The following is a 14,738-nucleotide window of genomic DNA, read 5'->3' on the forward strand; positions in this document are numbered from 1 at the left end:
GATGAGGGCATGAGTCTGACCATCGGCATAGCGGGGCTGCCTCCCGAGCGGATCGTGTTCACGCCGTCCCCGCTGGCCGAACTGTCCGCGGTCCTGCACGCCCTCGCCGAGCCCGGGCACCATTCCGACCGGCACGGCCGGCTCACCGCGATCGCCGCCGCGCTGCCCCCGGACCTCGCCGACCGGCTGGTCGAAGCGGAGTTCCTGTGGCGCTCCACCCGGGCGGACATCCTGCTGCCGAACGCGCCGGGCGACACCCTGGCCGAGGACCTCGACACGCTGGACCGGCTCGACGACGAGACGTTTGTGCACGCCGCGTTGGAGATCACCTGCTCGCGCGGGTACGGCCGGCGCCGTCCGCAGCCGCTGAGCGACAGCGCCGACCGGGAGCGGGTACGGGCCCTGGCCTCCGCACGCGGCCCGCTCCAGTCGGCCTTCGCCGACCGGCTGCTGACCGATCCACCGGCCGTACGGGCCTGGCTGCGCAGGCTGTTGGAGGACTGCGAGCAGGCGTTCTTCGCCGACGTCTGGCAGCAGGTACGGGTCGGGCTCGCCGCGGACGCCCGGCACAAGACCCAACTGCTGGCCCGGCAGGGCCTCGCCGCGGCGCTGGCGGCCGTATCGCCCGCGGTCACCCTGGACGCCGCGCGCTCCCGCATCCTGGTCGACAAGCTCCAGGACGCGGCGACGTCCACCACGGACGGGCTCACCTTCCTGCCGACCGTCTTCGGCCGGCCCCACCTCATCGTGGTGCACGCCCCGGGGTGGCGGCCCGTCGTCCACTACCCGGTCGCCACGCACGGGGACGAGGAACCGCGGGCGCTCTCCCCGGAGACGGTCGGCCGGCGGCTGGACGCCGTGGCGCACCCGGTCCGGATGCGCCTGTGCCGCACCCTGGCCCGCGGCGCCCACACGACGGGCGAACTCGCCTTCGCCTACGACCTCTCCGCGCCCGAGGTCTCCCGGCACCTGGCGGTCCTGAAGAAGGCCGGGCTGCTGGCCACGCGCCGCCGCGGCCGGTACGTCCTGTACGAGCTGGATCTGCCCGTGGTGGCCCGGCTGGGCACGGACTTCCTGGAGAGCGTGCTGCGCTGACCGGGGAGGCCGGGCCCAGCTGAGGGACTGCGGACCGATCCGGCCGGGCGGCGTACCCCGGGAGCCGGTCCCTACTGCCCGCCCCCGCTGCCCGCGCGGACCAGCCCCGTCTCGTAGGCCAGCACCACCGCCTGCACCCGGTCCCGCAGCCCCAGCTTCGCCAGGATGCGTCCCACATGCGTCTTGACGGTCGCCTCCGAGAGGACGAGCCGGCCGGCGATCTCCCCGTTCGACAGCCCCTGCGCCACGAGCAGCATGACCTCGCGCTCCCGGTCGGTGAGCCGCTGGAGTTCGGCCGCGGCCGGTTCGGAACCGGCGCTCGGCAGCATCGGGCTGAACCGGTCCAGCAGCCTGCGGGTGGTGCTCGGCGCGACGACCGCGTCACCGCTGTGCACCGCGCGGATCGCGGCCAGCAGCTCGTTCGGCGGCACGTCCTTGAGCATGAAGCCGCTCGCCCCGACCTTCAGCGCGGAGAAGGCGTACTCGTCGAGGTCGAAGGTGGTCAGAATCAGCACCCGGGGAGTGGACGAGCCGCCGTGTCCGGCCCCCGCGCAGATGCGCCGGGTCGACTCCACCCCGTCCATCCGCGGCATGCGGACGTCCATCAGCACGACGTCCACCGACTGGGTACGGAGGACCTCCAGGGCTTCGGCGCCGTCCCCGGCCTCGGCGACGACCTCCATGTCGGGCTGCGCCTGCAGCACCATGCGGAACCCGGTGCGCAGCAGCACCTGGTCGTCGACGAGCATCACGCGGATCGACATCTGCGGTTTCCTTTTCTCGGCAGGTTCCCGGCGGGTTCTCGGCGGGTTCTCGGCGGGCGGGTGGCACGGCTCCCGGTTCGGTGGCCGCACGGATACGGATACGGGTCCGGGTCCCGGACGGATGCATACGGCAAGGGGTACGGGTGCGGGCCGATCGGCGATCAGCGCCCGGCTCCCGTCGTCCCGCCGCGGGTCAGTGGGCAGGTTTCATCGGCAGCACCGCGCTGATCCGGAAACCCCCGCCGGGCCGCGGGCCGGCGTCGAGCCGCCCGCCGACCATACCGACCCGCTCCCGCATACCGATCAGTCCGTGGCCGAGACCGTCGGCACCGCCCTCCTGGTACAGCTCCTGCTGGGCGCCCCGCCCGTCGTCCTCGACGAGCAGGTCCAGTTCGGCGTCCCCGTAGGTGAGGCGGACGGTGGCGCCCGCCTCGGGGCCGCCGTGCTTGCGGGTGTTGGTGAGCGCCTCCTGCACGATCCGGTACGCGGTCAGCTCGACACCGCTGGGCAGCGGGCGGGGGCTGCCCTCGACCGTGAAGTCCACGGCGAGCCCGGCCCCCCGGACCTGCTCGATGAGCTCGTCGAGCTGGCCGACGTCGGGCTGCGGCACGTAGTCGCGCCCCTCGCCGGGCTCGCCGGTGCGCAGCACGCCGAGCAGCCGGCGCATCTCCGCGAGCGCTTGGCGGCCGGTGCCGGAGATCGTGGCCAGCGCCTGTTTCGCCTGGTCGGGGGCGGCGTCCAGGACGTAGGCGGCGCCGTCGGCCTGGACCACCATCACCGAGACGTTGTGGGCCACCACGTCGTGCAGCTCGCGGGCGATCCGGGCCCGCTCGGCGGCGACGGCCATCTTCGACTGCGCCTCGCGCTCCTTCTCCAGCCGGGCGGCGCGCTCCTCCAGCTGCGCGTAGTACGCCCGCCGGGTCCGGATGGAGTCCCCGAGCACCCAGGCCAGCGCGAACGGAACCGTGAGGAAGACGATGCCGACGATCCGCGATGCGCCGGGGAAGTCGTCCGGCCAGCGCGTCAGCGCGAGGGTGGGCGCCAGCAGGCCGCCGACCAGCGCGAAGCGGGACGCCCAGCGGGCGCCGTTGGCGGCCACGGTGTAGATGATGACCAGCATCCCGAAGTCGCTCAGGTTCTGCTCGATCCCGAAGATCAGCTGCGCGACGCCCGTCGCCGTGGCCAGCAGCAGCATCTTCTCCGGGGCGCGGCGGCGCAGTGCGATCACCGTGCCGAGGGCGAGGACCGTCAGGACCGCGACGAAGCGCGGGGTCGCGTCGAACGTGTCCTCCGCCAGCCACAGACCGCTGAGCCCGATCACGGGGAGGGCCCAGAAGGTGTCCACCCCGGTCGGGTGTCGGCGGAGGAAGTCATAGAGGCGCTGCACGTCACCCAGCGTAGGCACGCCGGGTACGTGCCGGGGTCAACCGGAGGGCCGATTACTGAGCGGACGCGTACTCCGCAAGGTGGATGGGTTCGGCGTATGCCCCGGGGTGGAGGGCGGTGCCCGCCCCGTGCGGTGGCCTGCGCGGACACCTCTACGGTGGGGGACGTGGTGAACGACACGCGGCGGTGGCGGGGATGGCGGGAGGCGGCCGGTACGGCGCTGTACGGGCCGGAGGGCTTCTTCGTCCGGGAGCGCCCGGCCGCGCACTTCCGCACCTCGGTGCACGCCTCCCCGCTCTTCGCCTCGGCCGTGGCCGAGCTGCTGCGGCGGGTCGACGAGGCGCTCGGCCGGCCGGACGCGCTGGCCCTGGTGGACGTCGGGGCCGGCCGCGGCGAACTGCTGGAGGGGGTGCTGGCGCAGGTGTCCCCGGAGCTCCGCGCGCGGCTGCGGCCGTACGCCGTGGAGCGCGCGGCCCGGCCGGCGGGGCTCGACCCCCGCATCGCCTGGCACGACGAGCTGCCGGAGCCCGGCTCCGTCACCGGACTGGTGTTCGCGAACGAGTGGCTGGACAACGTGCCGCTGGAGGTGGCCGAGGCCGGGCCGGACGGAGTGCTGCGCCGGGTCCTCGTCGCGGCGGACGGGGAGGAGTCCCCGGGCGAGGCCGTCACCGGTGCGGACGCCGCCTGGCTGACGCGCTGGTGGCCGTCGGCCGGGAAAGCGGAACCGGACGCGGGGAACGGAACGGCCGACGGCACGGGGGCGGAAGCGGAATCGGACGCGGGGGTCGGGACGGGGTTCGGGGCGGGGTTCGGGGCGGGGGTCGGGACGGGGTCCCGGACGGGGGGCGTACCCGCGTCGTGGGCGGCGTCGGAGAACGGGGCGGGAAACGGGACGGAGCCGGAGCCGGTGGGCGCGGAGCCGACGGGCGCAGGGCCGGCGGGGACGGGGCCGGCGGGCGCGGAGCCGGGGGCCGGGGCGGGGTCCACGGGCACCCCCGCGCTCCGGGCCGAACCGGGGCTGCGGGCGGAGATCGGTGCGCCCCGGGACGAGGCCTGGGCGCGAGCCGTCGGCTGTCTGCGGCGCGGACTGGCCGTCGCCGTCGACTACGCCCACACCCGGGAGGACCGGCCGCTCTTCGGCACCCTGACCGGCTTCCGCGACGGCCGCGAGGTCCGCCCGGTCCCGGACGGCTCCTGCGACATCACGGCCCATGTGGCCCTCGACGCCTGCGCGGCGGCCGGCGCCACGGTGGCGGGCACTGCGGTGGCGGGCACTGCGGTGGCGGAGTCCGGCGCAGCGGCGGAGTCGGGCGCACTCGACGGCACCGCGCTGCTCAGCGGCGGCCCGTCCCTGCTCACCCAGCGGGACGCGCTGCACGCCCTCGGGGTGGACGGCCGCCGGCCGCCCCTGGCGCTCGCGTCCACCGACCCCGGCGCCTACGTCAGGGCGCTGAGCTCGGCGGGCGAGGCGGCCGAGCTCACCGACCCCTCCGGGCTGGGCGCGTTCGGCTGGCTGATCCAGCCGGTCGCCCGCTGACACCCCCGGCGCGAGGCGCGCCCCCGCGGCCGGCCGCCGGCTCCCTTCTGCGGTCGGTTGGACCGCCGCGGCGCCCTCCGGACCGGTCAGCGGCCCCCGGAAACGGCCCCGGAGCCGGCGGCCGGCACCCCGGCCGGCCCTCCGTTACGCCCGGCCGCCCGTCATCCAGCGCTCGGGCAGCGCCTCGCGGCGGCCGGTGCGGGAGCGGTCCGCCTGGGCGGACAGGATCCGGGTGGCCTCGTCGGCGTCGCGGAGCCGGGCCGTCACGGACTTGCCGGCGCCGGTGTCCACCACCACGTCCGCGAGCCCGCGCCACCGCTCCCACGGCCCCTGGGTGCGCCGGACGCTCTGCACCTTCGCGTGCGGGACGAGGGCGAGCGAGCGGCCGAGCAGCCCGTGGCGGGCGGCGAAGACCGTCGCGTCGACGGTGAAGCCGTAGCCCCGCCACCACGCCGGGACGCACCACCGGGCCCGTGACGGCGCCGGCTCCAGCGCGGCGGTCACCGCTGCCACGTCGACGCCCGGCAGCACCCGGCCGACGATCCGGGCGGCGGCCGCCCGGTCGGCGACCGGCAGCAGAACGCCGTTCTTGGAACCGGCCACGTCCAGTTCGACCCGGACCCAGCCGCGGCGCCGCCACAGCAGGGGCTCGACGATCCGCACGGTCTGCACCCGGCCCGGCGGCACCGTCTCGTGCTCGCGGTCGAGCAGCCCGTGGTCGAGCCGCAGCCCGTCCGGCGACTCCCCGACCGTCCAGTCGTACTCGGCGATGTAGCGTCCGGCGCTGCCCGCCCACACCCCGCCCAGGAACGGCAGCCCGGTCGCTATGGCCACCCAGATGCTGCCGCTCAGCAGCCACACCAGCGGCGGGCCGGCCACCACGGCGACGAGCGCTCCCCAGGTGCTCACCATCAGCAGCAGCGACACGGCGAGATCCTTGGGGTCGACCCGGACCAGCTGCCGTACCGGGGCCTCACCGGCCGCGTGCACCGCCTCCGGGGCGATACCGGCGGCGCGCGCCAGCAGTTCGGCGCGGAGCGCCCGGGCGTCCCGCTCGCTCAGGAACGCCAGCTCGTCCTTGTCCTCGGTGCCGATCACGTCGAGCTTGAGCTTGGCCACGCCCAGGAAGCGGGCGAACAGCGGCTGGGTGACGTCGACCGCCTGGAGCCGGTCCAGCCGGATGTGCGCCACCCGCCGGAAGATCAGCCCGGTACGGATGCGCAGCTCGGTGTCGGTGACCGAGAAGTGGGTGAACCACCAGGACAGGAAGCCGTACGCGCCGGCCACCGGCACCAGCACGGCGAGCCCCAGCAGCGTCAGTTCGACGGAGAGCCCGGTGATCCACCGCCGGGCCTGGTCCAGGTCGTGGACGGCGACACCGGCCGCGACCGCGAACGGCGCCCAGGCGCGGCGCAGCGGGGTGACGGGGTGCAGCCGCCGCTCCACCCCGCCCTCCGCCGGAGGCGCGGCCTCCGATGGAGGGGCAGTCTCCGATGGAGGGACAGTCTCCGATGGAGGGACAGTCTCCGGCGAAGGGGCGGCCTCCGGCGGTACCGCCTCCGCCCCGCTCACAGCCCCGCCGATCGGGCCTGGCCGAGCTCCGTGAGGCGCTCCCGCAGCCGCGACGCCTCCTCGGGGAGCACCCCCGGGATCCGGGCGTCGCTCGCGGCGGCCGCGGTGTGCAGCTGCACGCTCGCCAGCCCGAAGCGCCGCGCCAGCGGCCCCGACATGACCTCGACGAGCTGCATCCGCCCGTACGGGACGACCGTCGTCTCCCGCCACAGCACCCCGCGGCTGAGCAGCAGGTCGTCGGCGCGCTCCGCATAGCGCCAGGAGCGCCAGTTGCGTTCCAGCAGCCTCCAGCCCCAGGCGGTGAGGGCCAGCAGCGGGAGTGCGGCGAGCGCGGCCCAGCCGGGGCCGGCCAGCGGCAGCAGCACCGCCGCGGCGGCGACCGCGAGCGGCACCAGCGTTCCCACCAGCATCAGCCGCCGCATCGTCAGCAGAGCTCGCGGCAGGCCGGTCCAGCCCGCTCCGGTGCCGGGCTCGCCGTCCCCGACGGCGTCCCCATGGGCATCCCCGGCCGCGTCTCCGCCGAGCGCATCTCCACCGGGCGCCCCGACGCCGGTCTCCCCTACACCGCTCTCCCCGGTGCCGGTGTCACCGGCCCTGGTCTCCCCCGTGCCGGCGTCGCCGCCGAGGTCCCCGACGGCGGTCCCGCCGCCGTCCCCCGTGGTGTTTCTTCCGCTGTCCCCGCCCATGTCCGCTCCGTCCCCGGTTCCGGTACGGGCCCCGTCCCCGTATCCATGGCCACCAGCGTAGGCCGCCGGGGGAGCTGCGAGACTGTTCCCATGACGGAGACGACAGTCGGGATCGGCGGTGCGGCGGAGAGCACGGACATGGTGCTCAACATCGGGCCGCAGCACCCGTCCACGCACGGGGTGCTGCGCCTGCGGCTGGTGCTCGACGGCGAACGGATCCAGCACGCCGAACCGGTGATCGGCTACATGCACCGCGGTGCGGAGAAGCTGTTCGAGGCGCGCGACTACCGCCAGATCATCATGCTCGCCAACCGTCACGACTGGCTGTCGGCCTTCTCCAACGAGCTGGGCGTCGTCCTGGCCGTCGAGCGGATGCTGGGCATGGAGGTGCCGGAGCGCGCCGTCTGGACCCGTACGCTGCTCGCCGAGCTGAACCGGGTGCTCAACCACCTGATGTTCCTCGGCTCGTATCCGCTCGAACTGGGCGGAATCACCCCGATCTTCCACGCGTTCACCGAGCGCGAGGAGTTGCAGCACGTCATGGAGGAGATCTCCGGCGGGCGCATGCACTACATGTTCAACCGGGTCGGCGGGCTCAAGGAGGACCTCCCGGCCGGCTGGCTGGGCCGGGCCCGGCACGCGGTCGCCGCCTGCCGCTCGCGGATGGACGTCTTCGACCGGCTGGTCCTCGGCAACGAGATCTTCCGGGGCCGGACCCGCGGGGTCGGCGTGCTGACCCCGCAGACGGTGCACGCCTACGGGGTGAGCGGACCGATCGCCCGCGGCTCCGGCGTCGACTTCGACCTGCGGCGCGACGAGCCGTACCTCGCCTACGGGGAGCTGCGGGACGTCCTGCGGGTCGCCACCCGCACCGAGGGCGACTGCCTGGCGCGCTTCGAGTGCCTGCTGGACCAGACCCACAACTCGCTGGAGCTCGCCGAGGCCTGTCTCGACCGGATCGAGGAGCTGCCGCAGGGGCCGATCAACCAGCGGCTGCCGAAGGTGCTGAAGGCCCCGGAGGGCCACACCTACGCGTGGACCGAGAACCCGCTGGGGATCAACGGCTACTACCTGGTGTCGAAGGGCGAGAAGACGCCGTACCGGCTGAAGCTGCGCTCGGCGTCGTACAACAACATCCAGGCGCTGACCGAGCTGCTGCCCGGGACGCTGGTGGCCGACATGGTCGCGATCCTCGGCTCGCTGTTCTTCGTCGTCGGCGACATCGACAAGTGACGACCGGCATAAACGTCGGCGCCGGTGTCCTCACACCCATGGGTACGGGACACCGGCGCCGACGTCGGCTCTCCGGAATCAGGACGTCCTGACCCGCCGGATCAGGAGGTGCGGACCCGCCGCAGCCGCCGGATGTCGATCTGCTCGGTCTCGTCGTACTCGGTGAGGTCGATGACCTCGCCCGACTCACCCGTGGCACCGGACGTGTTCCCCGCCCCGTCCGTGCCCTCGGCCGGCTCCTCGACACCGTCCGCGGCGGTTCCCGGCCGGGCTCCGTCCGCATCGGCACCGTCCGCACCAGCACCGTCCGCGTCTTCCGCGCGGACGTCGGCCGGCGACGTCCCCGACGCTTCGGCCTCCTCGGCGTCGGCCGCCTTCGCCTCCTCCGCCCGGTTCGCCTCGTGCTCGGCGAACGCCTCGGCGCCGACGACATCGGCGAGGTCCTCGTCGGGGGCCGGTGCGGCGGCCGGTCCCGGGCGCCGGTCCTCGGCGGGGGCCGGGACGACCTGGTCCAGCGCCTGGGTCCCGAAGAAGTCGAAGCCGCCGACGCCGGGCGCGGCCGGGCGGCGGAGCGGTGCGTGCGGCACGACCGCGGAGGCCGTGGGCACCTTGTGCTGCCGGTCCTTCTCCACCGCGGTGTCGTCGGTGGCGGCCGTACGGGAGGAGGTCCCGGCGGCCGCCGCGTGCTTCCCCGTGGGCTCCTCCGCCTCCCGCCGCTCGGCGAGATCACGCCGGCGGGCGGCCGCGACGGTGCGCTGCGCCTGCTGCCGGGCCCCGTTGCGGAGGAGTTCGGACAGTGCGCGGTCGGCCTTCAGATAAGTGCTGGGCGTGGGCGCGCCGTTCGCATCCAGGTCGGAGGAGTCGGCGGACAGCGCCTTCGCCGGATCCGCGGCCTCCAGAGCCAGCTGCCGACGGCCCTCCAGGGCGCTGGCCCGCTCGGTCTCGGCCGTGGCGTAGCGGCGCAGGAGTTCGGCGTGCTCGTTGCGCAGCCGGGCGAGTTCGGCGCGCTTGGACCGGAGCTTGCCCTCGAGGCCGCTGCGCAGCTCGCGCGACTCCTCGAGTTCCATCTCCAGCTCGGCGATCCGCTCGTCGGTGCGCCACTCGTCACGGACCCGTGCCGCGGTGAGTTCGGCGACCCGCTTGCCGGCGACCCGGTCCCACTGCCGTGTCAGGGCCGCACAGCCGATGCCGAGGGCGGCCGTACCCGCCACCAGCACACGGAGCGCGACAGCGTCGCCTATCAGCCAGGCGCCGGCAGCACAGACAACGGATGCAGCAGCGATCGACGTCGGGGGAAGAAGCCGGTGCAGGGGTGGTGAATGGCGGTGACGTCCACGTGGCATGGCCAGAAACTTACCGTGCGTGCGGTCTGTATGGGGACCCGCCCGCCCATCTGTTTTCGGCCGGTTACCTCCCCGGCAACCCGTTCCGCTTACTTCCCCTCATATCCCGGCACCACTCCCCCTACTTCCCCAGCAGCCCTTTCCGCTCCAGGTACTCGGCGGCGACGTCCTTCGGCTTCTGCCGCTCCGCGTCGACCTTCCGGTTGAGTTCGATCAGATCGGCGGTCGTCAGCGTCCGGGTGAGCTTTCCGAGCGCGGAGGCGATGCCCTTGCCCCCGGCCTGTTCGGCGTTGACGACGGGCAGGAGGTTCTCGGCGTTCTGCAGCCGCTTGTCGTCCTTCAGCAGCACCAGGCCGAAGTCGTCCAGGGTGGCGTCGGTGGTCGTGGTCAGCATCATCTGGTGCGTGCCGTCCTTGACCGCCTGCTTCGAGGCCGGGCTGCTGACGCCCTTCGGATCCACTCCGGTGATGTCGATGCCGTACGTCTTCTCCAGACCCGGCCGGCAGAACGGCCGCTCGTCGCACTCGTCACCGGCGGCGAGTTTGACCTCCAGCTTTGCTTCCCCCAGGTCGGAGAGGGTTTTGAGGTGGTGCTCGCGGGCGAATTCCGCGGCCACCGCAAAGGCGTTCTGATCGGTGGCCGCGCCGTGCGGCAGAACCTTCAGTCCGCGTTCGGCGGCGACCTTCTTCAGCGCCGCGACGGTCCGGTCCGCGTCGCTGGACGCGATCGGCTTCGCCTTCGGGCCGTTCTCCTTCGCGTTGAGGAATTCGGCGAGCGTGGCCGCGTACTCCGGCACCACGTCGATGTCGCCCTTCTCCAGGGCCGGTTCGTACAGTTCGCGGTTCTTCAGCGTGGTGACCGAGGCGTGGTAACCGGCGTCGTCGAGCAGCCGGACGTAGAGCTCGGCCAGGATCGTGGACTCGGTGAAACCGGCCGAGCCGACGACCACGGCCCCCTTGCCGCCCCCGGAGCCGCCCTGGCTCTCCAGGCTCTTGCCGCCGCACCCGGCCAGCGCGGCCGTCAGCGCCGCGGCGGCCAGCACCGCGCCCGCCGCTCGCGCGCCGCGCACCGCTCCCGGGGCCGTGCTCTCGGGGTTCTCGGGGCTCATGCGTCCACCCTCCAACGGGTCGTCGTGTCCACGGCCTTGGCCGGGGCGGCGGTGCGCCGCCGCCTCATCGGGTCGAAGAGCCACTGCCCGAGCGCCAGCAGCGCCTCGACGAGCAGGGCCAGCGCGGCGACCAGGATCGCCCCGGCCACCACCTGGGGGGTGTCGTAGGTGTTGAAGCCCGCGGTGATGATGCGGCCCAGCCCGCCGCCGCCCGGCAGCGCCGCCAGCGTCGCCGTGGCGACCACCTGCACCGCCGCGGAGCGCACCCCGGTCATGATCAGGGCGAAGGCCAGCGGGAGTTCGACCCGGACCAGCAGCTGCAGGCCGGACATCCCCATGCCGCGCGCCGCCTCCACCACGTCGCGGTCCGCCTCCCGCATCCCGACGTAGGCGTTGGTCAGCAGCGGCGGCACGGCGAACAGCACCAGCGCGATGATCGTCGGCACATCGCCGTACCGGCCGAGCGGGGTGAGCGTCAGCAGCACCAGCACGGCGAACGTCGGAACCGCCCGGCCCGCGTTGGAGAGGTTGACCGCCAGCGCACCGCCGCGGCCGATGTGGCCGAGCCAGAGCGCGACCGGCAGCGCCACGGCGCAGGCCAGCCCCAGGCAGACCGCCGTCAGGAAGAGGTGCTCGGACAGCCGGTGCCCCGCGCCGTTCTCCCCCGCCCAGTGCGTGGCCGTCGTCAGCCAGGTCCAGGCCTCCGCCATCGCCCCCATGCGCTCAGCCCGCCTTCGCCGGGCGGGCGGTGGCCGGTGCGGTGGCGGTGCGTATGCGGCCGCGCGGGCGCCCGCGGCCGGATGTCCACGGGGTGAGCAGCCGCTGCAGGCCGAGCAGCAGGACGTCCGCCAGCACCGCCAGCGCCACGCACAGGGCGGACGCGGTCAGCACCTGGGCCCGGAAGTTGCTGCCCATGCCCTCGTAGATGAGATTGCCCAGCCCGCCGTACCCGACGATCGCCCCGACCGTGGTCAGCGACACCGCGGAGACGGTGGCGATGCGCACCCCCGCCATCAGCGCGGGCAGCGCGAGCGGCAGCTCCACGCCGAACAGCAGCCGGCCCGGCCCGTAGCCCATCCCCCGGGCCGCCTCCCGCGTCTCCGCCGGCACCGCCGCCAGTCCCGCCAGGATGTTCCGCACCAGAACGGTCAGGGAGTAGAGCACCAGGCCCGTCACCACGACCGAGGCCGAGACTCCGAACACCGGCATCAGCAGGGCGAACATCGCCAGCGACGGCACGGTGTACAGCACCGTCGTCAGCGCCAGCACCGGCCCCGCGAAGGCCCGCCGCCGGGCGAGCAGGGCCAGCGGGAAGGCGATCAGCAGACCGAGGGCGACCGACGCGAGGGCGATTCCGACGTGCTGGAGCGTGGCGTCCACCAGCTCCTCGCTCCGCGAACGGAGGTATTCGCCGCATATCCAGTCATTGGCCGCCAGACAGCTCCGCGCACTCATGCGCGCCCCCTTTCCCTCGCTCGCCGTGACAACGCCTGGCGACCCTATCCCCAAGGGCTGACAATCGGTGAGAACACCCACACCGCCGCAATGTGTTCTTCACAAGAACCGCGCCCTGACCGGCCACAATGGGGAGCCATGATCCGCTTCGAGCACGTCACCAAGCGCTACGACGACGGCACCACCGCCGTCGACGACCTGTCCTTCGAGGTCGCCGAGGGGGAGTTGGTCACGCTCGTCGGACCGTCCGGCTGCGGCAAGACCACCACCATGAAGATGGTGAACCGGCTGATCGAGCCCACCGCGGGCCGCATCCTGCTGGACGGCGAGGACATCGCGACCGTCGACCCGGTGCGGCTGCGCCGCCGGATCGGCTACGTCATCCAGCAGGTCGGGCTGTTCCCGCACAAAACGGTGCTGGACAACACCGCCACCGTGCCGCACCTGCTCGGCCGGCCCCGCAAGGAGGGCCGCAGGCGCGCGGCCGAACTGCTCGACCTGGTCGGCCTCGACCCGTCCGTCTACGGCGACCGCTACCCGGACCAGCTCTCCGGCGGCCAGCGCCAGCGCGTCGGCGTGGCCCGCGCGCTCGCCGCGGACCCGCCCGTCCTCCTGATGGACGAACCGTTCGGCGCGGTCGACCCGGTGGTGCGCGAGCACCTGCAGAACGAGTTCCTGAAGCTCCAGGCGACCGTCCGCAAGACCGTCCTCTTCGTGACGCACGACATCGAGGAGGCCGTACGGCTGGGCGACCGCATCGCGGTCTACGGCCAGGGCCGGATCGAACAGTTCGCCCCGCCGGCCGCCGTGCTGGGCGCCCCCGCGACGCCGTACGTGGCCGACTTCGTCGGCGCCGACCGGGGCCTGAAGCGGCTGTCGGTCACCACCATCGAGCCGGGGGACCTCGAACAGCCGCCGGTCGTCCACCTCGACGACCCGCTGACCGCGGCCGCCGCCCGGCTGACGGCGGACGGCGCACGCTGGGCCGTGGTGCTGGACGACTCCGACGGCCTGCACGGCTGGCTCTCCCGGGAGGCGGCGGCCTCGGGAGGGACGGGCACGGTCCGCGAACACGCCCGCCGGATGGATGCCTGGCTGCCCGTCGGCGCCTCCCTGAAGCAGGCGTTCAGCACCATGCTCCAGCACGACGCGGGCTGGATCGCGGTCCTGGAGGGCGACCGCTTCCTCGGCGTCCTCACCCCGGCCCGCCTCCACGAGGCGCTCCGCCGCTCGATCGACGCGGACGCGAACGCCATCCCCCGGGCCGAGGTGGACCTGGAGACCGTGGGCGGCGCCTGACCCGGCCGCCGCGGAGCACCGGGCGGCCGCTCCGGGCGGCCGGCCCCGGAGCGCCGACGGACGACGGCTCCCCCGGGACCCGGCCCCGGCCCCGGCCCCGGCCCCAGTCGGTCACCGGCCCCGGTCAGTCCCCGGGCCCGGGCACCCGGAGACGGTGCGTCAGCCAGTCGAGCGCCGGAGGCACCTCCCGGCCCCAGGTGCTGAAGTTGTGCCCGCCGGATTCCAGGACGATCGACGACACCCGCAGCGGCGGCTTCGCCCGCGCGATGAACGCCCGGGCGTCGGCGTAGTTGTCCTCCCCGGTCCGGCTGGTGCCCAGCAGCACGGAGACCGGCGGCATCGGCCGGTTCGCCAGCCGCCACAGCAGGTCGTTCTCCCGCTCCAGCCTCCTGCTGCCGCCGAAGAGATCCCCGGTGGTCGCGTCGGAGGGAGCCCGGTACACGTTGGAGAGCCCCACCGCGGCCGAGAAGGCACGGGGGTGGCGCAGCGCCATCTTCAGCGCGCAGTACCCCCCGGTGGAGTTGCCGATGACACCCCAGTTCCGGGCCCGCCCGCCGACTCGGTAGTGCTCCACGACCGCCCGGCGCAGGTCCTCGGTGAAGAAGGTCTCGGCCTGCGGCCCGCCGGGCACGTCCATGCACTCGGTGTCCCGGGGCGGCGCGACGGTCGGACGGGCCAGGATCAGGACGGTGGGCCGCATCGTGCCCCGTTCGATCAGCCGGGTGGCCGTCTGCGGATACCGGAGCCGGGTGATGAGGCTCTCCTCGGTCCCGGGAAAACCGGTCAGCACCAGAGCAGCCGGGAATTTCCGGCCGGCGTATCCGGACCGGAAATACTGCGGAGGCAGATACACATACGCGGATGCCGTGATTCCGGTGCTCTCGCCCGTCATCGTCACCCGGTCGACCCGGCCGGATTTTCCCGGATTGGCGCCGTCCGGCAGCCCCACGCCCCGGGTGCCCTGCACCACCAGGCGCCCCGCCCCCGGCCCGCCGTGATCGACGACGACGCCCATCTCCCGTTCGGTGCCCAGTAGATCCGCCCATGAGCTGTAAAACCCGAAATACAGGTTGGCCGCCACACCCCCCGCCGCCAGGATCGACAGCTGCGTACCGAGCAGAATGCCGATCCGGCCCAGCACGGCAGGTACGCTGCGCCGCGCGAGCCGTGGCCATAACCAGACGGTCACGGTGAACACCGAAACCGCCACGACGACGGCCAGCATCAGAAGCCTCTTGCTGGTGAGGGCCATATGAAGCT

General features: G+C 73.9%; 13 protein-coding genes. 4 read left to right on the top strand and 9 right to left on the bottom strand.

The features are described 5' to 3' along the window. Positions 1-9 precede the first annotated feature (9 nt). Positions 10-1,095, top strand: a complete 1,086-nt coding sequence (locus ACFYYR_RS23910) for a DUF5937 family protein (protein ID WP_388857085.1) — start codon at positions 10-12, stop codon at positions 1,093-1,095. A gap of 71 nt (positions 1,096-1,166) precedes the next feature. Here ACFYYR_RS23910 and ACFYYR_RS23915 read toward each other — a convergent pair whose 3' ends face one another. Both ACFYYR_RS23915 and ACFYYR_RS23920 read right to left on the bottom strand, forming a co-directional pair. Continuing rightward, positions 1,167-1,859, bottom strand: a complete 693-nt coding sequence (locus ACFYYR_RS23915) for a response regulator (RefSeq protein ID WP_388857088.1) — start codon at positions 1,857-1,859, stop codon at positions 1,167-1,169. Positions 1,860-2,052: 193 nt separating this feature from the next. Next, on the bottom strand, positions 2,053-3,246 hold the full coding sequence (locus tag ACFYYR_RS23920; RefSeq protein WP_388857091.1) for a sensor histidine kinase: 1,194 nt from the start codon (positions 3,244-3,246) through the stop codon (positions 2,053-2,055). A 165-nt stretch (positions 3,247-3,411) separates the two neighbouring features. Between ACFYYR_RS23920 and ACFYYR_RS23925 the strand changes: the two genes are divergently transcribed. Next, positions 3,412-4,782, top strand: coding sequence for an SAM-dependent methyltransferase (locus ACFYYR_RS23925; protein WP_388857094.1), 1,371 nt, complete (start codon positions 3,412-3,414; stop codon positions 4,780-4,782). A gap of 144 nt (positions 4,783-4,926) precedes the next feature. On the opposite strand, the gene ACFYYR_RS23930 is transcribed toward ACFYYR_RS23925, so the two are convergent. Next, on the bottom strand, positions 4,927-6,228 hold the full coding sequence (locus ACFYYR_RS23930; protein WP_388857097.1) for a PH domain-containing protein: 1,302 nt from the start codon (positions 6,226-6,228) through the stop codon (positions 4,927-4,929). Positions 6,229-6,350: 122 nt separating this feature from the next. Further along, complete coding sequence (locus tag ACFYYR_RS23935) at positions 6,351-6,776, bottom strand: PH domain-containing protein (RefSeq protein ID WP_388857586.1); 426 nt, start codon at positions 6,774-6,776, stop codon at positions 6,351-6,353. 354 nt (positions 6,777-7,130) lie between these two features. Here ACFYYR_RS23935 and ACFYYR_RS23940 point away from each other — a divergent pair, with 354 nt between their 5' ends. Then, positions 7,131-8,273 carry an NADH-quinone oxidoreductase subunit D gene (locus tag ACFYYR_RS23940; RefSeq protein ID WP_388857100.1) on the top strand — a complete coding sequence of 381 codons (1,143 nt, stop codon included), beginning with the start codon at positions 7,131-7,133 and terminating at the stop codon, positions 8,271-8,273. A gap of 101 nt (positions 8,274-8,374) precedes the next feature. On the opposite strand, the gene ACFYYR_RS23945 is transcribed toward ACFYYR_RS23940, so the two are convergent. From ACFYYR_RS23945 to ACFYYR_RS23960, 4 genes are all read right to left on the bottom strand, one after another. Beyond that, positions 8,375-9,616 carry a hypothetical protein gene (locus ACFYYR_RS23945; RefSeq protein ID WP_388857103.1) on the bottom strand — a complete coding sequence of 414 codons (1,242 nt, stop codon included), beginning with the start codon at positions 9,614-9,616 and terminating at the stop codon, positions 8,375-8,377. A 121-nt stretch (positions 9,617-9,737) separates the two neighbouring features. After that, a complete protein-coding gene (locus ACFYYR_RS23950; RefSeq protein WP_388857106.1) occupies positions 9,738-10,724 on the bottom strand; it encodes an ABC transporter substrate-binding protein in 987 nt (328 codons plus the stop codon). Continuing rightward, positions 10,721-11,443, bottom strand: coding sequence for an ABC transporter permease (locus tag ACFYYR_RS23955; protein ID WP_388857109.1), 723 nt, complete (start codon positions 11,441-11,443; stop codon positions 10,721-10,723). Before ACFYYR_RS23955 ends, ACFYYR_RS23950 begins: the two co-directional genes overlap by 4 nt. Before the next feature lie 4 nt (positions 11,444-11,447). Further along, entirely contained in the window at positions 11,448-12,179 is a 732-nt protein-coding gene (locus ACFYYR_RS23960) for an ABC transporter permease (protein WP_388857112.1), read from the bottom strand. A 138-nt stretch (positions 12,180-12,317) separates the two neighbouring features. Between ACFYYR_RS23960 and ACFYYR_RS23965 the strand changes: the two genes are divergently transcribed. Beyond that, positions 12,318-13,478, top strand: coding sequence for an ABC transporter ATP-binding protein (locus ACFYYR_RS23965; protein ID WP_388857115.1), 1,161 nt, complete (start codon positions 12,318-12,320; stop codon positions 13,476-13,478). 124 nt (positions 13,479-13,602) lie between these two features. Here ACFYYR_RS23965 and ACFYYR_RS23970 read toward each other — a convergent pair whose 3' ends face one another. Further along, the gene (locus ACFYYR_RS23970) at positions 13,603-14,730 is read right to left on the bottom strand and encodes an alpha/beta hydrolase (RefSeq protein ID WP_388857118.1); all 1,128 of its coding nucleotides are present in this window, start codon (positions 14,728-14,730) and stop codon (positions 13,603-13,605) included. Positions 14,731-14,738: the final 8 nt, after the last annotated feature.

Origin of the sequence: Streptomyces sp. NPDC001922, assembly GCF_042891165.1 — a bacterium.
Taxonomy (GTDB): Bacteria; Actinomycetota; Actinomycetes; order Streptomycetales; family Streptomycetaceae; genus Streptomyces.